Here is a 23,472-nt window from a genome sequence, read left to right on the forward strand (position 1 = left end):
GACTCACCTGCGCTGGCGGTCCTTCTTCACGACGCAGGTTCCGGTGGCGGTGGCGACAGGTTCCGGCTGAAGAGACAGGTCCGCGGCGGAATCGGAGACGTCGGGACGCGGCGCCGCGTATCGGAGCACCTGGAATGCCATCTCGCGCGAGGTGTCGCCGGCACGGATTATGCGCGCGATGACCTCGATGAAATCTCCCGCGTACACGGGGGCGAGGAACCGGACCTCGCTGTAACCCGCGAGCAGACCCTCGTCCCCGTCGGATCGGATGCAGAGCTCTGTCGCGACGTCACCGAACAGCTCCATCAGCCGCCCGCCCGCGACCAGGTCACCGCCGTAGTGCGCGTCCGCCTGTGACAGGCGCATACGGTGACGCGCCTCCAGCCCCTCTTTCACGCGCTCTCCTTCACCGCGACGCGGTGCGCGAGATACGACGCGACCTCGGACGGTTTCGTGCCGCGCCCGAAGATGCGGTCGTAGCCAAGCTCGACCGCTTGCTCGGGAGAGAAACGCGGCCCGCCCCCGACGAGGATCAGACCGTCCCGCTCCCCCGCCGCGTCGAGTGCGGCGCGGACCTGGTTCAGGTGGACGATGTGTGCATCTCGCTGCGTGACGACTTGGGAGATCAACACCGCGTCGGCGCGTTCATGCCGAACCACCTCCACGATCTCGGCAGGCTCCACCTGCGCCCCCATGTTCACGACGCGCATCTCCTGGAAATACTCCAGCCCCTTGTCACCGGCGAACCCCTTCATGGACAGGATGGCGTCGAGCCCGACGGTGTGGGCATCCGTGCCGGTGCAGGCTCCGACCACCACCAGGCGCCTCTTCAGCCGCTCGCGGATGATGCGGTTGATCTCGGGCGACGTCAGCAGCGGGAACTCCCGCTCCTCGACCACGACGGTTGCGGGATCGACGGCGTGAGCCGTGGCGCCGTACATGACGAAGAAGGTGAAGTCCGGTCCCATCGCCTTCATGTGGACGACCTGGGGGCGCTGGAACCCCATCTTCCGAGCCAAAGCCAGCGCCGCCTGCCGCGCGCGCTCCGACTCGGTTATCGGAAGCGTGAACGAAACCTGCACGAGCCCGTCGTCCCTCGAGTCCCCATAGGGCTTGATATCCTTCAGGCCAACGCCCCTGTTCGCTCGCTCAAAAGATCGACGATGGGGTTCACGTAGCGCGGGTGCTTCGGAATCACGCCGTCGAGGCCCTTTCCGCCATCCCTGGTGCGGATGGTGTCGGCGAACATGCCGGCCTCGATCGCGCCGAACATCCCGAGCTCGGAGACCTTGCGCAGCATCTGCCGGCACTCCTCGAGTACTTGACCGGCGCGCCGCTCGACGTCACCACCGGGCTCGAAACGGATCTCCCCCGCCAGCGTGGCGGCGCCGCCGAAGATGTAGCGGGCGTTCTCGAGCGCCAGATCCCGATCCGACAGGAACGGAGTGTGGACCCCCTCCGTCATCATCCCGAGAAGGATGATGTCTTGGCCCGTCAGCGCCCCGACGAGGTTGAACATCCCGTCGTAGAGGAAGCCCTGGAAGATGTTGCCCGTCATGTGCTTGGTCGGCGGCATGTACTTGAGCGGGGCGTTCGGGAAGCACTCGCGGATCAGCTGCGCGTGCGCGAGCTCGAGCGCGATCTGATCCGGCGCCGAAGGGTCGATCTCGAACGCATGTCCCAAACCCATCTGCTCTTCTTTGAGCCCCGCGACCAGCGCCAGCCGCTCGTTCAGGAACTGCGACGCCAGCACGGTGTGAGCGGAGTCGATCGCGTTCGCGGTGGTGAGGTAGTTGTCCTCTCCGGTGTTGATGACGATGCCGGCGAGCGCGTGCACCATGCGCGAGAAGTGCTGGTCCACGAACGTCCGCAGCATGTTGATGTCGCGGAAGATGATTCCGTACATGCAGTCGTTGAGCATCATGTCCAGCCGCTCCATCGCCGCCATCGCTGCGATCTCGGGCATGCACAGGCCGCTCGCGTAGTTCGTCAGCCGGATGTAGCGCCCGAGCTCCTCGCCGACCCGATCGAGGGCGGCGCGCATGAGCCGGAAGTTCTCTTGAGTCGCGAACGTCCCCGCGAACCCGTCGGTGGTCGCGCCGTAAGGGACGTAGTCGAGAAGCGACTGCCCCGTCGAGCGGATCACGGCGACGACGTCGCAGCCCTCCCGCGCCGCAGCCTGCGCCTGAGGGATGTCCTCGTAGATGTTGCCCGTGGCGACGATCTCGTAGAACCAGGGCTTGGGTGCGTCGCCGACTCGCTCGATCCTGCGCGCCCTATCGGTGGCAGCCGCCGCGATGACCGCGACCGCTCTCTCGGCCTCAGCCCCGCTGCGCGCACGAGAGCGATCGAGATCGGATCCTTCGGGGAACCGCACCTCTACCTCGCCGCTCGCGACCCGCTGCGCGGTCGTCTGTATGTCTTCGCCACATCTTTCGACGGCGTCGAAGAACGGAATCAGCACGCCCCGCTGCAGACCGGCAGCGCCGCGGATCCGCTCCAGCACCAGGTTCGGTATCGGAGCGGCCCCGACCCCCTCGCCCTCCACACCGTCCACTCCGACCAGCCGCAAGCAAGCTCGCTCCAGCGACACCGTCGTGTTGGTGACAGCGAGCTCCTCAACAGGACGCGAGATCTCTGCCGCGAGCTCCCGGCATTCGTCGACCGCGTCGATGTCGATCCGCAGACGGCCCACCGGTCTCTGGAAGGTGCTCATGCGGTCTCCGCTTCGTCCTCGGGCCACACGCGGTGGCCCGCTACCCACGTCCCCAGAACGACCGTGTCCACCAGCTCGCCGGGGCTCACCGACAGCGGGTCGCGGTCCAGCAGCGCCAGATCCGCCAGCATCCCGGGCTCGAGGGTCGACCTGGTGGCGTGGTGGCGCGCGAGCACCGCGGGCGCCATCGTGTGGAGGCGAAGCGCCTCCAGCGCGCTCATCCGTTCGTCGTCGCGGTGGTGCTCGCGCAGCGCTGCCATCTGCAGGAAGGGATCGAGGGGCGTCACCGTCGAATCCGAGCCGGCCGCAAGAACGAGCCCCGCTTTGAGCATCGTGGAGAAGCGGTTCATGTCGCGCGCCCGGTTCCAGCCGATCCTGTTGGAATAGAGGCCGTCGGGGCCGCCCCAGTACCGATCGAAGGTGGGCTGAACGCTGGCGCGCAGCCCGAGTCTTCGAGCGCGAGCGATGTGGTCGTCCGACGCGCACTCGAAGTGCTCGATGCGATGGCCGAGGTCGCGAACCTCGGTCTCGCCGCAGTCCGCGGCGACCTTCTCCCACGTTCGGATCGCCTGATCGATCGCGGCGTCGCCGATCGCGTGAACGCCCGCCTGGAGGCCGGCCTGCTGCGCGCGGGTGAAGAAGTCGAGGAGCTCTTCGTCGGAGCGGTATGGGATCCCGTTCGCAGGAGTGCCCGCGGGAGGGTGGGTAGCGTAGGGCTCGTTCAACCAGGCGGTGTGAGATCCGAAGGAGCCGTCGAGGAAGAAGTCGCCGCCTATGCGCGGCAGACCCATGTCGACAACGCGCTCGACGTCCGGCGTCGCCAGCCACAGCGAGACCTCGAGCGCGACGTCGGCGACCGCGTCCAAGAACGCCTCGGCCGAGTCCCAGCCGCGCCACTCCACGACGAACATCTCGTGGACCTCGGCGATCCCTTTCGAGTACGCCAGTGAGATCGCGGCTCGGACGAGGTCGCGCTGTTCCTGCGCGGTCATGTTGCGGTCGAACCAGGTCCAGGCTTGCGCGGCGGCTCGCTCGCGCAGGTACCCGGTGGGGACGCCGTGCTCATCGACGTCGACACCGTCGAGCTCCGTCAGTTCGAGCTGCTCGAGAAGCGCGCTCGACACGACGCAAGAGTGCATGTCGGCGCGCGCAACGAGGGCGGGACGCGCCCCCGCTGCCTCGTCCAGCTCAAACCGCGTCAGCGGCCGATCGAGAGGGTCCTCGAAGTTCCCGCCGAACAGCACGGCGTCTGAGTGGACGGCTCGTTCGGCGAGTGCCTCCACGATCGCGCGGGTTCTTCTCTCGCCGCGGAAGTCGAGCCCGGTCGCGTACAGGCCCGTTGCGGGCAGGTGGACGTGCGCGTCCCGGAACGCCGGGACCAAAGTGCCGCCGTCCAGATCGATTACACGGTCACCTTGCGGACGCTCACCGGTTCCCACCGCGGTCACCATCGAGTCCTCGACCAACAACCATTCCGCCACCGCCTTGCCGGGCAGCCTCCGGATCGTTCCATTGCGGAAGAGCGTGGTGGTCATGCCGCGAAGATCGCGAGGAGTCGCTCGTCCGACCGTACGAGGTCCAGTGCCAGCTGGGCGTGTCCGGGGACGAAGCCGTTCCCGATCGTCATCTCGCACGCTTTGCCGACACCTTCAGCTTGCAGGGCCGCGGCCGTGAACGAAGTCACCATGGAGAAGAACACGATGCGCCCGTTGTCCTCGCAGGCAAGGATGGCGCCACCTTCGCATCCCGGGACGTTCGCGCACACGAAAACTAGGTCTGCCGCGCGGCCCCCCAGCGCACCCGCCACCTCGTCCAGAACCGCGGTGGCGTCGGTGCAGTCGACAACGAGCGGCTCCGCGCCGGCCACGGCGGCAGCGGGCGCAGTCTCGGGCGGCCAGCACAGTCCCAGCACGCGCCCTTCACCATGGAGCGACCGCACCGCTTGAGCGCATGCCAACACGCCGGACTTACCGCCGGCTCCGATCACCGCGACGTTCATGCCGGGCCGCGCTAGGCGCGCCATCCACGCGGGCGCGCCGCAAACGTCCAACACTCCTAGCACGACGTCATCGGGCAGGTCCTCCGGGACCTCCGAGTAGATGCCCGAGCCGAACACGATCGCCCGCCCCCGGACCTTCACCTTCTCCGAGGTGGGGTCAAGCTCCAGCACCTCGTCGAGCAGCAACGGGGTCAGGCTCAGAGAGACGAGCGTCGCTATACGTGTACCTACCTGGGGCTCCGTGCGATGGGGGCCGAGCTCGGCGACGCGCCCCACCAGCATGCCGCCCGATCCCGTATCGGGGTTGTGCATCTTGCCCCGCTCCTTCACGATCTCCACGATCCGATCGCGCATCTCGGCCGCTCCTCCTCCCGTGGCGGACCGGAGCTGTTGCCACGAAGCCGAGTCGATGTTCAGGAACTCGACGTCGATCGCCAGCTCATCCGCCGCTAGCGGCGACGTCGCGTCGACGATCTGCGCTTGTTGCGGAAGGACGCCGGGGGGCTCGACGGAGCGGTGCGTGCCGAAGCGCTCCATCAGATCTCTGCGGCCGCGGTGGCGTCGCGCCGCCGCCACAGGTCCTGTCCCTCCGGCGGCAGCGTGTAGATCGGGTCGTAGTACGGGTACGTGCGTCCAAGAGCATCTGGATCGTCGTACTCGATGCCGGTCCGGTAGTTCTTCGTCCAGTAGGAGATCCCGCTGACGCCGTCGTACGACTCCACTTGATGGACCCAGCGCTTGCCGACGAACGGGACATCGCACACGACGCGCGGCGTGGCGAATCCCGGGAGGTAACCCATGATCGAGTGCTGCAGGTCTTGCGCCTCACGCACGCTCACGCGCCAGTGCTCGGAGTTCGGGATCATGTCGCACATATAGAAGTAGTACGGCATCACCTTGGCGTGGTCTAGCAGAGCGAAGCAGAGGTCCAAGAGCGCCTCCTGGGACGCGTTCACCCCGCGCATCAAGACGCCCTGGTTGCGGACGTCGCGGAAGCCCATCTCGTGTAGCTTCTTCACCGCCCGCGCGACCAGCGGGGTGACCGAGTTCGCGTGGTTCACGTGGGTGTGGATCGCGAGGTCGACCTCGTACTCGATCGCCTTCTTAGCGAGGCGTTCGAGCCCCGCCAGAACCTCGTCCTGAAGGAAGTGCTGGGGCAGCCCCATGAGGCCCTTGGTCGCAAGACGGATGTCGCGGATGTTGGGGATCTCGATCAGCGATCCCACGAACTCCTCGAGGTGAGCGATGGGCAGGTTCGCCACGTCTCCACCCGACACGACGACGTCGCGCACGCTGGGCGTCACACGCAGGTACTCGAGGATCGCTTGGTAGCGCTCCTTCTGCTTGAGCTCGAAGCGGTGCTTGACCACTTGAGGGACGTTGTTGCCGACGAGGTCCATCCGCGTGCAGTGTCCGCAGTACTGGGGGCAGGTCGCCAACAGCTCCGCGAGCACCTTCGTCGGGTACCTATGCGTGAGTCCCTCCACCGCCCACATGTCGGCCTCGTGCAACGAGTCCCGCTCCGCGAGCGGGTGGCTCGGCCACTCCGGAGCCCGGTCGTCGAACGCGGGGATCATGTAATGGCGAATGGGATCGCGCCACAGGTCGGTCTCGTCCATCGTGTTCAGCATCTGGGGCGGGATCAACATCGACATCGTCGCCCGCTCCCTCTGATCCCGCTCGATCGAGGCCGCGAGCTCCCCCGGGAGCAGTTGGCCGAACACTCGCCGAAGCTCCGACAGGCTCTTGACGGTGTGCAGGCGCTGCCATTTCGCGCTCTCCCACTCGTGGCGGGTCACGCCGGCGTACCCGGGCAGGCGCGTCCAGTCCGGCTCCACCAGCTCGCGCTGGGGCGGGTACGGGTAGGGCTGCGGCGCGGCCTGCGCTCGGCGCGGGGCGGTAACGGGAGAGAGCTCGACGATAGCCACGGTTCTGGCAGTCTAGCGGAATCTGATTAGACAAACTAGCGATTATCCGGAATGATATTCGGCATGGACAACAAGGATCGGAGCATCCTGGCCCTCCTCGAGACCGACGCGAGGCTGGGCTATACGGAGATTGCCGCCGCCGTGGGCCTGGCACCCTCGTCGGTCCACGACCGGGTCCGCAAGCTCGAGCGGCGGGGTCTGATCAAGGCTTATCGCGCCGAGATCGACTACGAAGCCGCCGGGCTCCCGATCACGGCCATCGTGAGCCTCGCCTTGCGTCCGGCGTCACCCGGCGACATCCCGTCGAAGATCGCCGAGTTCCCGCAGGTCGAGACCTGCTACTCGGTCGCCGGCGACAACTCCTATGCCCTAGTGGTCCGCGCCGCATCGACGAAGGACCTCGAGGAGCTCCTGGACGCGCTGCGGGCCAAGCTCGAGGTCGTCACCCGTTCGACGATCGTCTTGTCGACCCCGTTCGAGCGCCGCCCGATGCTGACAGCCCGATCGGAGCAGCCGTAGCCACACCGGCGGCGTGCGACACTCGGCCGATGTTCACGTGGTCGGCCTCGAAGATCGCCGCATCGATCCGCTCGGGCGAGATGACGTCTCGCGCGGTCGTCCACGCCCACATCGAGCGCATCCGGGCCGTGAACCCGGTGCTGAACGCTGTCGTCGAGGAGCGGTTCGAGGACGCGTTGAAAGAAGCCGACGCCGCGGACGAGCAGGTCGCGAGCAGCGGACCTGAGGACCTGCCCCCCCTGCACGGCGTCCCGTGCACCGTCAAAGAGGTGTTCGCAGTGCCCGGCATGCGCCAGACCTCCGGGATCGTCGGGAGGCGAGACTTCGTCGCGACCGAGGAGGCAACGGCCGTCACCAGGCTGCGCGCCGCGGGGGCCATCGTGATGGGGACGACCAACGTCTCCGAGCTCTGCATGTGGATGGAGACCTCGAACAAGCTGTACGGGCGCACGAACAATCCGTACGACCCGACCCGGATCGTCGGAGGAAGCTCGGGAGGCGAGGGAGCGATCGTGGCCGCCGGCGCCAGCCCGTTCGGCCTCGGCTCCGACATCGGCGGTTCCATCCGGATGCCGGCTTTCTTCAACGGCGTGTTCGGCCACAAACCAACCGGAGGTCTCGTGCCTGGAACCGGGCAGTACCCGCTCGCGGAGAACGATGCACTCCGTTATCTCTGCACCGGGCCGATCGCGCGGCGGGCCGAGGACCTGATGCCGCTCCTTCGTATCCTGGCCGGCCCCGACGGGATCGACACGGGCTGCTACGACCAGAAGCTCGGCAACCCGGCCTCGGTAGATATAGAGGGCCTGAAGGTGGTCGACGTGCGCGGAAACGGGTTCCGCCGCGTCTCGGCCGAGCTGGGAGAGGCTCAGGAGCGCGCCGCTCATGCCCTTTCGGGATCCGGCGCGGATGTCAGCCGGGCGTTGATACCGAGCCTCAAGCGATCGCTCGATATCTGGGGGTCGATGATGTCCGATGCCGCCGACACCTCCTTCGCGGAGCTGCTGGGAGACGGGCGTCGTCTGCGCCCGCTGCGAGAATTGGGTCGTCTCGTCGTGGGCCGCTCGGAGCACACCTTCCCCGCGATCGGGCTCACGGTGCTGGAGCGGCTGGGCGACCTGTCCCCGAACAGGACCCAGAGGTTCGTCGAGAAGGGGAAGGCGCTGGCGGACGAGCTCGAGGACTTCATCGGCGATCGCGGCGTGATGCTCTACCCCTCGTACACCCAGGTGGCGCCCAAACACAACCGGCCACTGTTCCCGCCGGTCAACTGGGTCTACACCGCGATATTCAACATCGCGGAGATGCCGGTGACGCAGGTCCCTCTGGGCCTGAACGCCGACGGCCTCCCGTTAGGGATACAGGTCGCCGCGGCGCGGGGAAACGACCATCTCACGATCGCGGGCGCCCTGGAGCTGGAGCACGCCTTTGGCGGCTGGAGGATGCCGCCGCGCCTAGCCCGGGATGAGGCCCTCGTCCCCCAGCAGGTCTCTTAGCTCTCCCAGTGATACGTCTTCGGACGGAAGCAGCGCGTCGGACGGTGCGATGAAGTCATCGGCGACGGGACGCCCCTCGGACCTCACCGCCGCTAGGAGGTCTCCCAGGGCGGTGGAGTAACCGGCCTCATCGCCGCGCTCGACCGCAGCAACGACGGCTTCGTCCAGCTGGTTCAAGCCTTCGAGCCGCGCGTCGTCCAGCTCGAACTGTCCCTCCCCGAGTATGCGAACGATCAACCGCGCTCCCCCTCCTTGCTGCTCTCCAGCTCGGACCGCTCCTCGGGGGCGACGAGCTCGTTCTTCAAGCGCGCCAGCTCCAACTCGACCTGGGTGTCGTTACCGCCGCTGCCAAGCTGCCGCTCGATGTCGTCACCGCCGTGCGCTACATCTTCGATCGCGCCCGAGGCCATCAGCTCGTCCAGGGCCTGGCTGCGAGCCTGCATCTGCATGACCTTGTCCTCGGCGCGCTGCATCGCAAGCCCGACATCACCCATCTCCTCCGAGATGCCGCTGACGGCCTCGTTCACCTTCGTCTCGGCCTCGGCGGCGGAGTACGTGGCCTTGATCGTCTCCTTCCGAGTCCGGAACGCCGCGACCTTGGACTCGAGCCGTCGCGCCGACGCCACCAGCTTGCTCTCCTGGTTCTGCAGCTGTTGGTGCTGACGATGGATGTCTTCGAGCTGCGTCGCGACCGCCTCCCGCCGCGAGAGCGCTTCCCGCGCCAGGTCCTCGCGATCTTGCTCCAACGCGCGCCGAGCCTGGCCCTCGAGCTTCGTCGCCGTCGCCTCTAGCTGCTGCCCTTGGATCTCGAGACGCTTCCGCGAGGTCGCCACGTCGGTCACGGCGCGCCGCATCTTCTGCAGCATCTCCACCGTGCGCTCGTAGGAGTAATCCAGCGTCTCGCGCGGATCCTCGGCCGCGTCGAGGGCTCTCGCCGCCTTCGACTTGAAGATCATCGACAGTCTTCGCATCAAGCTCATCGGCTCTCCTAGCTCCGGCGTCCGGCGTCGTCGGGTTCAAGGATATGCAGGGTAGGGCACACTTGAGATGTGAAGAAGCGCTGGGGGCTCCTCGCTGTCGTGTGTGGCCTCATGTGGTCGCTACCGCCGGCCGTCCTCGCTCAGCAGACGACCACGGATTCGTATGTCGATGCTGCCGCGGAATCGCTCGCCACGGATCCGGTCTACGTCCACCCCGATGCGGAGGACATCCTCAGCGACGGCGAGGCAGACGACCTGAGGGACCAGATAGCCGCCGCCGACGCGGGGCCCATCTATATCGTGGCCCTGCCCGAGGAAGCGACGGCCGAAGCCGGCGGCGACCCGGACGGGCTGATCCAGCTGATCGGCAGTCAGCTCGGTCGCGCCGGGACCTACATCGTGGTAGCCGGCGGAGAGCTCCGCGCCGGCAGCAACACGTTCGATGCCGGTGTCGTTCCGGACATCGCGAACGAAGCCGTCGAGGAGAGACGCGGCCGGGGTGCCGCGGCGGTTCTGGGATACATGCTCGACCGGCTGTCGGACGAGGCGTCGGGTGAAGGGTCATCTGATGACTCCGGCGGGATCGGGTTCTTGCCCATCCTGCTCATCGGAGGCGGTGCGCTGTGGTTCGTGTCGTCCAGGCGGCGTCGCAAGCGGCAACAGGATGAGGAGCGACGGCAGCTAGAAGAGGTGAAGCTGGCGGCTCTCGACGACCTGGTCGCGCTCGGCGAGGACCTTCGCTCGCTGGACCTCGACGTCGAGATGCCCGGCGTCGGCGCCAACGCGAAAGCCCACTACACGCGCGCCCTCGGCTGCTACGAGACCGCGACGGCCAACCTCGATGACGCCGCCCGCCCAGAAGACATCCGGCAGGTCACGAGCGCTCTCGAGGAGGGTCGCTACGAGATCGCGTGTGCCAGGGCGGCTCTCGAGAATCAGCCGTTGCCGGAGCGACGTCCGCCCTGCTTCTTCGATCCTCGGCACGGCCCTTCCGTCAGAGACGTCCAGTGGGCTCCTCCGGGCGGGGAGGCCCGCGACGTTCCCGCGTGTGCGGCGGACGCCGCGCGCGTCGAGGCCGGCGAGGAGCCGGAGTCGCGTCTCGTGCAGGCGGGCGGGATGATGACGCCCCTGTGGGGCGCTCCCGCTTACTTCTCGCCGTGGTACGGCGGGTACTTCGGCTTCTTCGGCGGCGGGCTGCTGAACACGATGTTGCTCGGCACCATGCTCGGCGGCTTCGGTCCCTGGGGCATGGGCGGCTTCGGCTACGGCGGCTTCGGCGATGGAGGCTCCGGCGACCCCGGCGGTGGCTTCGGCGGGTTCGGCGGCGGCGACTTCGGCGGGGGCTTCGGGGGCGGCGACTTCGGAGGCGGAGGAGACTTCGGGGGCGGCGACTTCTAGCTCGGCGGCGCCCTCTTCTGAACCTGCGGCGCCGTGGGCCCGGTGCTGCCTTCTAAACGGACGGCTCGTCCTGGCGCCACTCTCGCTCCGCTCGGGGTGCCTTCCATCGCTCGCCGCGTTCACGTGGCGGCTTCGGCTCCCGCGCCGGTCTCGGCTCCCGCGGCTTCTCCGGCCCCCCCGCGACGACTAGAGCGGCGAGCGCGGTCGTGATCGGCACCGACGAGACCAGGCCGATGCTCCCCACCAAGGTCCGGACGATCTCCTCGGCCATGATCTCCGTGGTCAGGATGTCGCCGACGGTCTGGTCCGACAGGCTGAAGATCAAAAGCAGGGGTAGCGACGCTCCCGCGTAGGCCAGCACCAGGGTGTTCACCGTCGAAGCGATGTGGTCGCGGCCTATGCGCAGCGCCGAGCGATACAGCCGCCCGAAACCCATCGACGGGTTGGCGGCGCGTAGCTCCCACACGGCGGAGGCCTGGGTGATCGTGACGTCGTCCAACACGCCGAGCGCGCCGACGATGATGCCGCCCAACAGCAGGCCCTCGAGGTCCACCTGCCCCGCGGAGAGCTGCAGGAAACCGGCCTCTTCGGACGCGAGCCCGGTGAAGCTGGCGGCACGAACGAACAGCGTCGCCAGCAGCGCGGTCAAAGTAAGGCTGGCGAGCGTCCCGAGCACCGCCGTGGTGGTGGCGGCGTGGAACCCGTGCGCGAGGTAGAGCGCCATGAACATGATCGCCGCGGCTCCGACGATCGCTACCGCCAGGGGGTCTTCCCCGGCCAGGATCGCCGGCATCATGAACCGCACCAGGATCATCACGCTCAGCCCGAGGCCGATGAGCGCGGTGACACCGCGCCAACGGCTCGTCACGACCACGACGACACCGAAGAGGATCGCGAGAGTCACCAGCGGCTGCGCTCTCTTGAAGTCGACGAACGTGTATTGCGACTCCCCCGGCGCGGTCTCGAAGCGCGCAACGACGACGTCGTCGCCCTCCTCGATGCCTCTAGAGCCCTCGCCGCGCGCGTAGTCGAACGAAACGTCGTCTCCCGCGTCTGGGCCTTCCACGAGCCGCGCCGTGACCGCGGAGCAGAAATAGACGGTTCCTTCGGGGACGCCCTGGCACTCCTCAGGTGTCACCTGAACGACCGACGCGGTGAACCGCTCTCCCCTGTCGCCGCCGGCGAACCTGCCGGACACGTCGGCGGAGTTCGGCCACAGGATCACGAGGCCCGCGAGCGTGGCGACGACGAAGGGGACGACGGCGACGAGGAGCCTGCGCTGCGTCCGCTTGGGAACCTCGACGTCGGTATGCGAGTGAGAGTGGGAGTGCCCCATGCCCGGCCGCGTGTCAGGCGCTGGTGAGCTTGCGGCCGATCACCAGGCGCTGGATCTGATTGGTGCCCTCGACGATCTGAAGCGCCTTTGCCTCGCGCATGTATCGCTCCACCGGGTACTCGGTGATGTAGCCGTAACCACCGTGCAGCTGGACCGCGTCGGTCGTGACCCGCATCGCGACGTCCGAGCAGAAGAGCTTCGCTTGAGCCGCCGCCAGCGAGTACTCCTTGCCCGCGTCTCGCAGTCCCGCCGCGTACCTGTACAACGCTCGTCCGGCCTCTATCTGCGTGGACATATCCGCCAGCATGAACTGGAGGCCCTGGTTCTGGTTGACCGGCTTGCCGAACTGCTCCCGCTCGGCGGTGAACTTCAGCGCCTCGTCCAGCGCGGCCTGGGCGAGGCCGACCGAACACGCGGCGATCCCGAGGCGGCCGGAATCCAACGACGCCAGGGCGATCCGGAACCCCTGGCCCTCCTCGCCCACCCGCCTAGACTCGGGGACGAGAGCTTCGTCTAACTGCAACATCCACGTCGGCGACGAGCGCCAGCCCATCTTGTCTTCCTTCTTAGCGCCGCCGAACCCGTCGGTCCCCCTCTCGATGATGAAGGCGCTGATCCCTTTCGCCCCGGCCTCGCCCGTCCTAGCCATCACCAACACCGCGTCGGCTTCGTTCCCGCGGGTGCAGAACACCTTCGATCCGCTGAGCCGGTATCCGTCAGCGGCCAGCCGCGCCTTCGTTCCGAGCGCTACCGCATCGGAACCGGAGTGAGGTTCCGAGAGGGAGTAGGCGCCGAACCACTCCCCCGAGCAGAGGCGGCTGAGGACGTCCTCCTTCAACGCGTCGCTTCCGAACTCGGCCACGGCGAACGCGCACAGGGTGTGAACCGACAGGCCGACCGCGAAGCCAAGATACGCCCTCGCCAGCTCTTCGATCACAGCTAGATAGGTGCCGTAGGGCAGGCCGAGCCCGTTGTACTGCTCGGGGTAGGGGATGCCGGTGAGGTCCAGCTCCGCCAGTTGCTTGTAGAGAGGAGCCGGATCCTCGGAACGTTGCTCGTACTCGTGTGCGGCCGGCGCGGCTACTTCGTCCGCGAACTCCCGTACCATCTGAACGAGAGAGCGCTGCTCATCGTCGAGCAGTCGCAGGTCCGCCGGCATGCGCCGCAGGATATCCGGAGAGGGAACATGAAGATCGAGGACAGGCGCGGTGAGGCGGTCCCGGAAACGACCGTCACGGTCGACGACGAGGAGCTGATCGACCTACTCCAGGGGCTGGCCGATCTGATCGAGGGCAAGCGCGAACACCTCCACTTCCAGCAGCTCGGAGGACCGGAGCTCGTGGTGCAACGAGCCGGCGCCGAGGATGCGGCTCCCATCGAGCGCCAGATGGACTGGTGGGTCGGCCCGCTGGTGCTCTTCGCTGTCGTCTTCGTCATCATCGGCGCGGTGACGGTGGTGCGGTGGGCCGTCGGGCTGGTGTCGTGACCGGGCCGGGTCTGGGCCCGCGCGACGCGGCACTGGCGCACCTGGCGGAGCGGTCGGAGCCCCTGGACGTGCTCGTGGTCGGTGGAGGGATCACCGGCGCCGGGATAGCGCTCGACGCGGCCTCGAGGGGCGCTACCGTCGGCCTGGTCGAGCGTTACGACTTCGCGTCTGGGACCTCCAGCAAGTCCTCTAAGTTGATCCACGGTGGGCTCCGGTACCTCGAGCAGCGCGAGTTCGGGCTGATGAGGGAGGCGTGCACCGAGCGCGACCTCCTGCGACGGTTGGCGCCGCACCTCGTGGAGCCGCTCGCGTTCGTGCTGCCGTTCGCCGCTCGGACCACCCGTGCGAAGTTCGGCGTCGGCCTGTGGGCGTACGACGCTCTGGCGAGCTTCCGGAACCTGAAGCTCCACAAGCACCTGGATGCGCTCGAGGCCGAAGCCCTGGTCCCCGCGCTCCCGCGGGGCCAGGTCAGGGGCGGCTTCGTCTACTACGACTGCAAAACCGACGACGTGCGTCTCGTGATGGAGAACCTGATCCAGGCGCGCCGCTACGGCGCCGCCTCCGTGAACCACTGCGTCGTGCGCGACCTCTCTGCCGCGGGGGGGATGTGCCGGGCCGCCGTCGAGGACACGGTGAGCGGCTCCGACCTCGAGATCAAAGCGCGCCGGATCATCGTCGCCGCCGGAGTGTGGGCAGACGATGTCGAGGCGCTGGCTAGGCCCGCTGCGGCTCCGAGGCTGCGGCCCTCGAAGGGGGTCCACCTGGTGTTCCGTCGAGATGCCGTGCCGGTCCTGGACGCGGGCGCCTTCATCCCCGATGCGGACAACCGCCGGATGTTGTTCGTGATCCCGTGGCTGGACCACGTGATCGTAGGCACCACCGATGATGCCTACACCGGAAGCCTCGACCATCCGACCGTCGACGAGGCCGACCGTCGGTACTGTCTCGATGCGCTCAACACGACGCTGGGTCTGGATCTCGACGAGCGCGACGTAGCGGGTGCGTACGCGGGACTGCGGCCACTTATCGCCGGCGAGAGGGATGCGACCGCGGATCTCTCTCGCCGTCACTCGGTCTACGAGATCGCTCCCGGCATCACCGGGATCACCGGCGGCAAGATGACCACCTACCGACGCATGGCGAAAGATGCGATGGACGGCGTCGCCGAGGACCTGGGCATCTCCACGCGCTCGAAGACGCACTGGATCCGCCTCGGCTCCCGCAACGTCTCGGCCCTCTCGGTCGCGGTGGAGCGACGTTGCCGGGTGCTCGGCCTGGATCGTTCGGTCGCAGCGAACCTCGTCCGCTGCTACGGCGACCGCGCGCTTGATGTGCTGGAGGTCGCAGGCAAGGAGGACCTCACGGACAGCCTCGTCCCCGGGATGCAGCCGATCCAGGCCGAGGCCGCCTACTGCGCGCGCGCCGAGATGGCAACACACCTCGGCGACCTCTTGAGCCGGCGGACGCGCCTCGCGCTGACCGATCCAGAAGCGGGGATCGGCTCGTCCTCCTCGGCTACGGCCATCCTCGCCTCCGAGCGGTCCTGGAGCGACGACGAGACGGTGCGCCAGCGGGAAGCGCACCGCGCTGACGTCGAGAGTGAGCGCGGTCTGCCGTTGCGCGCCGTTGCACTGCGAGTGGCGGACGCGCGAGCCACGCTCCACACGGGATGACCAGAGTCGCATCCAGACTTACCGTCACGGGCTTCGACGGCACCTCGCTCGCGGGCTACCACTTCGACGGCGGAACCCTGGAGCCGCTGGTGCTGGTCAACGCGATCGGCCCCGACCTGTCCGCGTGGCGTTACGTGATCGACGAGGTGGAGCCGGAGCGACCGGTCGTAGCTTGGGACCTCCGCGGTCTCCACGGATCGGGGAAGCCCGCGTCGCAGCGGGTAGACGCAGCGGCTCACTGCGAGGATGCGATAGCGGTGCTGGACGCGACGGGGGCACAACGCTTCGTGCTTGCCGCGTGGAGCACCGGCACCAGGATCGCGGTCGAGCTCGCCCGCACTTATCCGGAACGGGTGAAGGCGCTCGCAATCGTCTGTGGCGGCGCCGGGCGCGGCTTCCGCGGCCTCTTCAGATACCTCGAGACCTCTCCGCTGTTCCCGTACGGCGCCGGTCTAGCGAAACACTTCGCGGGCTCTCTCCAAGGAGCCTTCCGGGCCTTCGTCTCACGCCCGGAGATCGCGGGCGTCGTCCGTCAGTCTGGTGTGATCGGTCCGACCGCCGACGTGGATGGATTGGTGGCGGTCCTGCAGAGCTTCGCCGCCTGCGACCTGAGGCAGCTGCTCACGATCTACGAAGAGGTGGCGGGTGACTCCGATCCCTCGGTCTTCGCCGAGGTCCAGGCCCCCTGCCTCGTCGTGTCCGGCAGACGCGACCGGTTCGCGACGCAGGGGATGGTGGACGAGATGCTGACGCGCCTACCGCTCGCGGAGAAGGTGGTGTACCAGAAGGGAAGTCACTTCATCCCCCTCGAGTATCCGGAGCGGCTGGCGCTCGACATGGCCGCGCACTTCAGACCTTGAGAGAGATCACGTCCCGAAGAACCTCGAACGTGGCGGGCGTGTGACCCAGCACCTCGCCATCGGCCTCGATGAGCAGCGGCCGATCGGCGGAGATGCTGACCTTGACGCGCTTCGCCTCCACCACGTCCGGATGCGGAAGATGAGCGCCCTTGAATACCTTCGGCATCATCGCGATCGCGTCCTTCTTGCGGGCGTGCTCGATCTGGACGTCGAGTAGCCCGTCCGTAGGAGCGGCCTTCGGCGCGATCTTCATCCCGCCCCCGAAGAACTGGCCGTTGGCTACGACCAGGTTGTTCATCGAGCCCTCGTAGGTCCTGTCGACGAGGTCGACCTTCACCTGCGCGGGCTTGTGCTTGCTCATCGTCAGCCAGAACGCGAACAGGTACACGGTCGGACCGAGCCAGCGCGGCAGGCGGGCGGCGCGGGCAACGACCTCGGCACCCAGCCCCGCCTCCGCGATGTTGGGGAAGTAGCGCGTGACCTGACGGCCGTCCTCGGTGAAGACGATCTTTCCGATGTCGATCGGGAACGAGTTGCCGCCGTCCAGATGCGCGACCGCCGCGCCCGGAAGGGGTCTCATCCCGAAGGTCTTGATGAAGTCCGATCCGGTGCCGGCGGCCACCACGCCGAGCACGGCGTCGGGATCCACCGCACGGTCGTCGTCGATCATCCCGTTGACGACCTCGTGAACGGTGCCGTCGCCACCGACCGCTACGAGGAAGCGGGTGCCGGAGGCGAGGGCCGCGCGGGCGAGCTCCGTCGCGTGGCCCGGTCCCTCCGTGTAGCGCAGCTCGTATTCGAGGTTCCGGTTCTCGAGGTGCTCTTGCACCTCCGGAAGCGCCCTCGCGACGCCGCCCCGGCCGGAGCGAGAGTTGCAGATCAAGAGCATCGGGCCGAAGGGGCTGCTCATGCCTTCAACCTCCCAGGCCGAGAGCGCCCGGATTCATGATGCCGTGAGGGTCGATCGCCTCCTTGACCGCGCGCAGCACGTCCCACCATCCGTCGAGCTCACGCTCCAGCCACTTCACCTTTCGCCGGCCGATGCCGTGGTGGTGGCTGATCGACCCGCCGGCTCTCAAGCAAGACTCCATACCAACCTCCCACCACCGCTCGAGCAGCTCGGCGGCCGCAGCGTCGTCCTCGCATGCGGACGCGAGCGTGAAGTAGAGGCAGGCGCCGTCCGGATAGATGTGTGAGAGATGGCACGCGGCCAGGTCCGCGAGGCCGCTGAGCTCGTCTTTCATCGAGTGATACAGGTCGCGCAGACCCGACCACGTCCCCGACACCTCGATCGTGTCGACGAGCGCGTGCGGTCCGAGTACGCCCTCGCCCGCCATCAGGATCATCAGCTGTTCGACCGCGTCGTTCCGATGCTCCCACCAGTGCTCCACCAGCGAGTCGTCGCCGGGGATACCGCTGCTCAGCTCCGCCGCCTGATCCGCCCGCTGCACCGCGCCCGCGTCTTGGAACGTGAGGAGCAGTAGCGTCCCCGGTGTCTCCTCCGGCAGGTTGCGCAGCAGGATGGCGGAGTCTTCGGGGTCGTAGAGCCGCACCAGCGTCGGCGCCAAGCCACTCTGCGCGATCTTCCGGCACGCGGCGACGCCGTCGGCCATGTGTTGGAACCGTACGCACCGATGCACCCGCTCGGCGGGTAGAGGAGACACCTTCAGGGTGACCTCCGTCACGATCCCGAGCGTCCCTTCCGACCCGACCATCAGGGCAGCAAGATCCGGGCCCGTGGCGCGGCGAGGCACCGTCTTCGACCGAACCACTCGGCCCCCAGGAAGCACGGCCTCGAGCCCCGAGATCATGTTCTCGATGCTTCCGTAGCGCGCGGACAGTTGGCCTGAAGCGCGTGTCGCGACCCACCCCCCGAGGGTGGAGATCTCCAGCGACTGCGGCTCGTGCCCGAGGGTCTGGCCCCACGAACGGAGCGCCTTCGCGAGGTCCGGCCCCAGCACCCCGCTCTGCGCTCGAACGAGCCGGCTCTTCTCGTCGAAATCCAGGATCTCGTTCAGAGCGCGCAGCTCCACCACTACGGCACCACCCGCCGCGATCCCCTGGGAGACTCCCGAACCCCCACCGTACGGCACGACCGGCGTGCGCGTTCGGTGCGCCCACTCCAGTACCTGCGCTACCTGCTCGGTCGTGTGCGGCCGCACGACACACTGCGGCAGCTCGTACGCGGTCCCAGCACGCCGCGCGAGGAGCGCCGACGTCGAACGGTCGGTCGCGTGACGGTGCAGATCCGCGGGATGTGAACCGACGCGGTGCGGGCCAATCAGTTCGGCGAGCTCGGCTACTGCCTTCACATGCCTTCCACGATCGTGGCGATCCCCTGCCCGACCCCGATGCACATCGTCGCCAGGCCGTAGCGCGCCTCGCGACGTCTCATCTCGTGGACGAGGGTGGTCAGGATGCGGGCGCCGGAGCAACCCAGCGGGTGCCCCAGCGCGATCGCGCCGCCGTTGACGTTGACCTTCGAGAGGTCGAGCCCGAGCTCTTTGACGCAGGCGAGCGACTGCGCGGCGAACGCTTCGTTCAGCTCGACCAGGTCGATGTCGTCCAGCGACAGCCCCGCCCGCTTCAACGCCTTTCGGGTCGCGTGAACCGGCCCGATACCCATCCGTTGGGGCTCGACCCCGGCCACCGCCGAGGTAACGATTCGCGCCATGGGCTGCCATCCGTGCTCGCGCACCGATGCCTCGGACGCGAGCAGCAGCGCGGAGGCGCCGTCGTTCAGGGTCGAGGAGTTGCCGGCGGTCACCGTCCCAGAGTCCTCGAACGCCGGCTTCAGCCGTGCAAGGCGGTCGAGGCTGCTGTCCGCGCGCGGTGGCTCGTCCCGCCCGACCAGGACCGGATCACCTTTCCGTTGGGGCACCTCGACGGCGACGATCTCGTCGTCGAAACGGCCGCTGTCACGCGCCTCTACCGCGCGGAGATGGCTCTCGAGGGCGAAGGCGTCTTGCTCCTCGCGCGTGATCCCGTACTCGCGGCCGTTTATCTCCGCCGTCTCCCCCATCGCGTGGCAACCCCACAGCTCCTTCATCCTCGGGTTGACGAAGCGCCAGCCGATCGTCGTGTCGTAGACCTGCGCGCTGCGGTCGAACGGCTTCTCGGCCTTCGCCATCACGAACGGCGCCCGCGTCATCGATTCGCTTCCGCCGGCGATCGTCAGCTCGGCCTCTTCGGAGCGGATCTCCCTGTAGGCGGAGTTCACCGCCTCGAGGCCCGAGCCGCACAGTCTGTTCACCGTTGCACCAGGCACCTCGACCGGCAGACCGGCAAGCAGAAGAGCCATCCTCGCGACGTTGCGATTGTCCTCGCCCGCCTGGTTCGCCGCGCCCCAGACCACGTCGTCCACGGCACCGGGAGGAACGCCGGTACGTTCGACCAGAGCCGAGATCGCCCGCGCCGCGAGGTCGTCCGGCCGGACGGAGGCGAGAGCGCCGCCGAAGCGGCCCATGGGCGTCCGGACCGCGTCGATCACGAACACGTCTCTCATAGGCCAGCAATCTATCCGGTGTCTTCTAGACCTCCACAGCGGACTAGGCGATGACGCCCCGGTTCAGCGAGTCGATCGCCGACCGTGCGCGGTCCGCTAGGTCCTGGCCCCGAGCGAGCCTCGTCTCTAGACCTCCACAGCCGAGTAGGCGATGACGCCCCGGTTCAGCGAATCGATCGCCGACCGTGTGCGGTCCGCTAGGTCCTGGGTCGTAGCGATCTCCTCGAGCTGTCGCAACAGGTCCACCAGCTGCTTGATCGACCGGACGAAGTCTCCGGGAGCGTCGTCCTCGGCCAGGACCTTCTCCAGCGGCGCGCCGGATGCCCACCTGTACGCCTTCCGTGCGAAGCCGGGGTCAGGTTCGCGGGTGAGGTCGAGGCCGCGCGACTCCTCTTCCCGGCGCACCTGGCGCCACAGCTTCATCAGCTGTCTCCAGACCTCTCCGGATGCGACCGTCGGCATATCGTGAATCAGGCCCGTGTCGGGACCGCGGGTCTCGTACACGAGCGTGGAACAGACGGCGGCCAGCTCGGGGGGCTGGAGGTCCTCGAACAGCCGGCGCTCGATCGACTCGACCACTAGAAGGTCGGATTCGTTGTAGACGCGGGTGAGCGTCTCTCCCTTCCGGGTCAGCACCCACTCCTTCACGTACTCGAGCTGCTCCAGCACCGCCAGGACCTGGTCGAAGCGCTTCGCGAGCGTCCCGGTACGTCTCTGCATCCTTCTGTCGATGCTCTTCAGCTCGCGCTCCAGCCGCGCCGCCCGCTCCGCGTAGTGCAGGTGACGCTTCTTCTCGGGGCAGCCATGGCAGGGATGTAGCTCGAGCTCCTCGCGCAGAGTGGCAACCGAAGAGGTCGATACGACGTCCGCTGCGCGCTCCCTCACCGGCGGGGGTGTGATCTCCAGGCGAGCGAGCGCCCTGCTCAGGTCTCTTCGGGTTCTGGCGTCGCGGGTCTGGAAGCCGCGCGGAAGAGGGAGCCGAGCGACGGGTTGCGGCGGATCGCGGAAATCCGCCGGGGAGAACCTGACCAGCGACCTTTCGTCCGAGAGCAGCAAGACGCGAGGGGCCCTTTCCGAACGCCGCTGAGTTACCTCCATCACGGCATAGCGGCCCTTCCGTTTCCCGGCCGGGATCTCGATAACGTCGCCGGGTCGGAGACGTGAGACCGCGTCCAACACACGCGCGCCCTTCGTGCCCCTCGGCGACCGTTCGCCGTTGGCCGAACCGAGGCGCTCCAGAAGGTCCCGGTACTCCGCGAAGTCGCCGAGCTCGCACGCCATCCGCTCTCTATAGGTGGCGAGGTACGCCGCGTCCTTCTCACGTTTGCGTTCCAACCGCACCACGTCGCGGTCCGCCTGGAACTGCGCGAACGACGAGTTGACGAGGTGCTCCGCCTCCGACCGGTCGTAGTTGCGGACGAGGTTGACGGTCATGTTGTACGAGGGCCGGAACGACGACTGGAGCGGATAGGTGCGGGTGGACGCGAGCCTGGTGATCCCGTCGAAGGGGATGAACCTCTGCAGCAGGACCACGCTGTGGCCGAGGGCGTCCTTGCCCCTGCGGCCGGCGCGGCCCGATAGCTGGGTGTATTCGCCCGGGGTCATCTGCTCGTGCTTCTCGCCCGTGAACTTCATCAAGCTCTCGATCACGACGCTTCGCGCGGGCATGTTGATCCCGAGGGCCAGCGTCTCGGTCGCGAACACGACCTTGACCAACCCGCGTGCGAAGAGATCTTCAACCGCCTCCTTGAAAGGCGGGATCATGCCGGCGTGATGGGCGGCGATCCCGCGGCGCAGGCCCTCGATCCAGTCGTCGTACCCGAGCACGTCGAGCTCGTTCGGCGGCAGGTCCGCGACGTGCATGTCGGCGTACTCGTGGATCGCCCGCGCCTCGTCCGAGGTTGTGAGGCGGATCCCCTCGCGCAGGCACTGCCTGACGGCTTCGCTGCAGCCCTTGCGCGAGAAGATGAAGTAGATCGCGGGCAGCATGCCCTCCGCATCCAGCCGCTCCACCACTTCGGTGCGCCACGGCACTCGGGCCCGCTTCTGGGGAGGTCGTTTCCCACCGCGACCGGGCCGGCCGGCGCCGGAGCTCCGCCTGCGGTCTAGCTCCCGGCCCCGCGGGTTCGGCATCACGGTGCCGTCCGGTTTCTTGACGAACATCGGCAGCAGCTCATCACCCGCGAAGTACCAGTTCTCCAGGTCCACCGGCCGCTTCTCTTCGATGATCACCTCGGTGCGGCCCCGCAGCGTCTGCAGCCACTCGCCGAACTCCTCCGCGTTCGAGACCGTCGCCGACAGAGAGACGATCTGGACGTCCACCGGGAGGTGGATCAGGATCTCTTCCCACACCGCGCCGCGGTAGGGGTCCTGGAGGTAGTGCACCTCGTCGAGCACGACGTAGCGGAGCCCCGCGAGCGCGGCCGAGTCCTCGTAGATCATGTTGCGCAGCACCTCGGTGGTCATCACCACGACAGGCGCATCGCCGTTCAAGGAGTTGTCACCCGTCAAGAGGCCGACATTGGGGCCGCCGTGGATCTCGAGGAAGTCCCCGTATTTCTGGTTGGAGAGCGCCTTGACCGGCGTCGTGTAGAAGGTCTTCCCCCCGGTGTTCATGGCGAGCCAGGCGGCGAACTCGCCGACCACCGTCTTGCCCGCGCCCGTGGGAGCGGCAACCAGGACGGATGCCCCGCCCACCATCGCCTCACACGCGCGCCTCTGGAACTCGTCGAACGGGAAGCGGTAGGAGCTCTCGAACTCGGCGACCGCGTCGGCGGAGCGGGCCCTAGCCGTCTGCGCCGTCGCCCTTGTCGCCCTTGCCGCCCTTGCCGCCCTTGCCGCCCTTGCCCCCACCCTTGCCGCCGCCGTCGCCATCGTCGGGCTCGACCGGAACGGTGGTCGAGGCGGGAGGCTGCGCCCCGGTGGGTGGCGCCGCCGTGGGAGAGCGGATCCCAGAGGGGCTGATCTCGGCCTCGTCGCGGGCATCGTCCAGAACGGCGACCGCGGAGTCCCAGATGGCGGATGCGGAGGTCACCTGGGTGGTCGCCGAAGCGATCAGCTCCGTCTGGTCCCCGCCCTCCAGCCCAGCTGCGACGCGCAATGTGTCGGCGCCCGACTTGTAGAGCTGCAACGACTGGAGGAAGAGCTCGCGTGACGTGCTGACTTCGGGGGGGGCTATGAACTGAGCGACCTCGGTCTGGGCTGCGGCGAAGCTGTCGCTCCACTCCTGGGCCTTCTCGCTCAGATCTTCGGGGGCCGCGGCCGTTGCGACTGCGGCAACGTCCGAGGCTGGGCCGCTGACCCTCTGAAGGAGCGCTCGAACCTGTTCGGTGTAGTTCTCGAGCGACACCTGCGCCTGCTCCCTCTCCCGCGCCTCCGTCCGGGCATTGTTCACCAGCGCCAGGACGACGACGATGCCGATGAGGGCGGTGATCGCCGCGATGGTCTGCCCGGCGGTGGTCTTGTACCAGGGAACCTTCTGCGAGCGGCTTGATGCGGGACGAGGGGCCATGGCGGGTCGTCGCCGCGCCTGGCTGCCCCTGCTCTGAGACTTCTTCTTGCCCTTGATCGCCACGG

General features: G+C 67.8%; 21 protein-coding genes. 6 read left to right on the forward strand and 15 right to left on the reverse strand.

What is annotated here, in order from left to right:
- Positions 1 to 3 precede the first annotated feature (3 nt).
- The 6 genes from M3N53_07270 to M3N53_07295 are packed head-to-tail and all read right to left on the reverse strand — an operon-like array spanning position 4 to position 6,643.
- Positions 4 to 396 carry a hotdog fold thioesterase gene (locus M3N53_07270; GenBank protein MDP9068129.1) on the reverse strand — a complete coding sequence of 131 codons (393 nt, stop codon included), beginning with the start codon at positions 394 to 396 and terminating at the stop codon, positions 4 to 6.
- Positions 393 to 1,082 (reverse strand): cobalamin-dependent protein, encoded by a 690-nt coding sequence (locus M3N53_07275; GenBank protein MDP9068130.1) that lies wholly within the window; start codon positions 1,080 to 1,082, stop codon positions 393 to 395. Before M3N53_07275 ends, M3N53_07270 begins: the two co-directional genes overlap by 4 nt.
- 41 nt (positions 1,083 to 1,123) lie before the next feature.
- On the reverse strand, positions 1,124 to 2,716 hold the full coding sequence (locus M3N53_07280) for a lysine 5,6-aminomutase subunit alpha (protein MDP9068131.1): 1,593 nt from the start codon (positions 2,714 to 2,716) through the stop codon (positions 1,124 to 1,126).
- The gene (locus M3N53_07285) at positions 2,713 to 4,251 is read right to left on the reverse strand and encodes an amidohydrolase family protein (GenBank protein ID MDP9068132.1); all 1,539 of its coding nucleotides are present in this window, start codon (positions 4,249 to 4,251) and stop codon (positions 2,713 to 2,715) included. The genes M3N53_07280 and M3N53_07285 overlap by 4 nt, the downstream gene beginning before the upstream one ends.
- Positions 4,248 to 5,252, reverse strand: a complete 1,005-nt coding sequence (locus M3N53_07290; GenBank protein MDP9068133.1) for an L-erythro-3,5-diaminohexanoate dehydrogenase — start codon at positions 5,250 to 5,252, stop codon at positions 4,248 to 4,250. The genes M3N53_07285 and M3N53_07290 overlap by 4 nt, the downstream gene beginning before the upstream one ends.
- On the reverse strand, positions 5,252 to 6,643 hold the full coding sequence (locus M3N53_07295; protein ID MDP9068134.1) for a lysine 2,3-aminomutase: 1,392 nt from the start codon (positions 6,641 to 6,643) through the stop codon (positions 5,252 to 5,254). The genes M3N53_07290 and M3N53_07295 overlap by 1 nt, the downstream gene beginning before the upstream one ends.
- A 63-nt stretch (positions 6,644 to 6,706) precedes the next feature.
- Between M3N53_07295 and M3N53_07300 the strand changes: the two genes are divergently transcribed.
- Positions 6,707 to 7,162: an AsnC family transcriptional regulator gene (locus M3N53_07300; GenBank protein MDP9068135.1), complete on the forward strand. Its 456-nt coding sequence runs from the start codon at positions 6,707 to 6,709 to the stop codon at positions 7,160 to 7,162.
- A 29-nt stretch (positions 7,163 to 7,191) separates the two neighbouring features.
- Positions 7,192 to 8,658 carry an amidase gene (locus M3N53_07305; GenBank protein MDP9068136.1) on the forward strand — a complete coding sequence of 489 codons (1,467 nt, stop codon included), beginning with the start codon at positions 7,192 to 7,194 and terminating at the stop codon, positions 8,656 to 8,658.
- On the opposite strand, the gene M3N53_07310 is transcribed toward M3N53_07305, so the two are convergent.
- Both M3N53_07310 and M3N53_07315 read right to left on the reverse strand, forming a co-directional pair.
- Positions 8,617 to 8,895, reverse strand: coding sequence for a hypothetical protein (locus tag M3N53_07310; GenBank protein ID MDP9068137.1), 279 nt, complete (start codon positions 8,893 to 8,895; stop codon positions 8,617 to 8,619). The genes M3N53_07305 and M3N53_07310 overlap by 42 nt on opposite strands.
- Complete coding sequence (locus M3N53_07315; protein MDP9068138.1) at positions 8,892 to 9,638, reverse strand: PspA/IM30 family protein; 747 nt, start codon at positions 9,636 to 9,638, stop codon at positions 8,892 to 8,894. Before M3N53_07315 ends, M3N53_07310 begins: the two co-directional genes overlap by 4 nt.
- A gap of 69 nt (positions 9,639 to 9,707) precedes the next feature.
- On the opposite strand from M3N53_07315, the gene M3N53_07320 reads away from it, so the two are divergent.
- Positions 9,708 to 11,036 (forward strand): hypothetical protein, encoded by a 1,329-nt coding sequence (locus M3N53_07320; protein ID MDP9068139.1) that lies wholly within the window; start codon positions 9,708 to 9,710, stop codon positions 11,034 to 11,036.
- Positions 11,037 to 11,088: 52 nt separating this feature from the next.
- Here the strand turns inward: M3N53_07320 and M3N53_07325 are convergent, their stop codons facing one another.
- Both M3N53_07325 and M3N53_07330 read right to left on the reverse strand, forming a co-directional pair.
- Positions 11,089 to 12,372 (reverse strand): YibE/F family protein, encoded by a 1,284-nt coding sequence (locus M3N53_07325; protein MDP9068140.1) that lies wholly within the window; start codon positions 12,370 to 12,372, stop codon positions 11,089 to 11,091.
- A 13-nt stretch (positions 12,373 to 12,385) separates the two neighbouring features.
- A complete protein-coding gene (locus tag M3N53_07330) occupies positions 12,386 to 13,531 on the reverse strand; it encodes an acyl-CoA dehydrogenase family protein (GenBank protein MDP9068141.1) in 1,146 nt (381 codons plus the stop codon).
- Positions 13,532 to 13,558: 27 nt separating this feature from the next.
- On the opposite strand from M3N53_07330, the gene M3N53_07335 reads away from it, so the two are divergent.
- The 3 genes from M3N53_07335 to M3N53_07345 are packed head-to-tail and all read left to right on the forward strand — an operon-like array spanning position 13,559 to position 16,391.
- On the forward strand, positions 13,559 to 13,858 hold the full coding sequence (locus M3N53_07335; GenBank protein MDP9068142.1) for a hypothetical protein: 300 nt from the start codon (positions 13,559 to 13,561) through the stop codon (positions 13,856 to 13,858).
- Positions 13,834 to 15,531, forward strand: coding sequence for a glycerol-3-phosphate dehydrogenase/oxidase (locus M3N53_07340; GenBank protein ID MDP9068143.1), 1,698 nt, complete (start codon positions 13,834 to 13,836; stop codon positions 15,529 to 15,531). Before M3N53_07335 ends, M3N53_07340 begins: the two co-directional genes overlap by 25 nt.
- On the forward strand, positions 15,528 to 16,391 hold the full coding sequence (locus M3N53_07345) for an alpha/beta hydrolase (protein ID MDP9068144.1): 864 nt from the start codon (positions 15,528 to 15,530) through the stop codon (positions 16,389 to 16,391). The genes M3N53_07340 and M3N53_07345 overlap by 4 nt, the downstream gene beginning before the upstream one ends.
- Here the strand turns inward: M3N53_07345 and M3N53_07350 are convergent.
- The 5 genes from M3N53_07350 to M3N53_07370 form a co-directional block, all read right to left on the reverse strand.
- Positions 16,381 to 17,301, reverse strand: coding sequence for a diacylglycerol kinase family lipid kinase (locus M3N53_07350; GenBank protein ID MDP9068145.1), 921 nt, complete (start codon positions 17,299 to 17,301; stop codon positions 16,381 to 16,383). The two genes, M3N53_07345 and M3N53_07350, sit on opposite strands and share 11 nt — an antisense overlap.
- A gap of 4 nt (positions 17,302 to 17,305) precedes the next feature.
- Positions 17,306 to 18,703 carry an FAD-binding oxidoreductase gene (locus M3N53_07355; GenBank protein MDP9068146.1) on the reverse strand — a complete coding sequence of 466 codons (1,398 nt, stop codon included), beginning with the start codon at positions 18,701 to 18,703 and terminating at the stop codon, positions 17,306 to 17,308.
- Entirely contained in the window at positions 18,700 to 19,896 is a 1,197-nt protein-coding gene (locus M3N53_07360; protein MDP9068147.1) for an acetyl-CoA C-acyltransferase, read from the reverse strand. The genes M3N53_07355 and M3N53_07360 overlap by 4 nt, the downstream gene beginning before the upstream one ends.
- Before the next feature lie 126 nt (positions 19,897 to 20,022).
- Complete coding sequence (locus tag M3N53_07365) at positions 20,023 to 22,770, reverse strand: DEAD/DEAH box helicase (protein ID MDP9068148.1); 2,748 nt, start codon at positions 22,768 to 22,770, stop codon at positions 20,023 to 20,025.
- Positions 22,682 to 23,470 carry a hypothetical protein gene (locus tag M3N53_07370; GenBank protein MDP9068149.1) on the reverse strand — a complete coding sequence of 263 codons (789 nt, stop codon included), beginning with the start codon at positions 23,468 to 23,470 and terminating at the stop codon, positions 22,682 to 22,684. The genes M3N53_07365 and M3N53_07370 overlap by 89 nt, the downstream gene beginning before the upstream one ends.
- Positions 23,471 to 23,472: the final 2 nt, after the last annotated feature.

Source organism: Actinomycetota bacterium (genome assembly GCA_030776625.1).
GTDB lineage: Bacteria > Actinomycetota > CADDZG01 > CADDZG01 > WHSQ01 > MB1-2.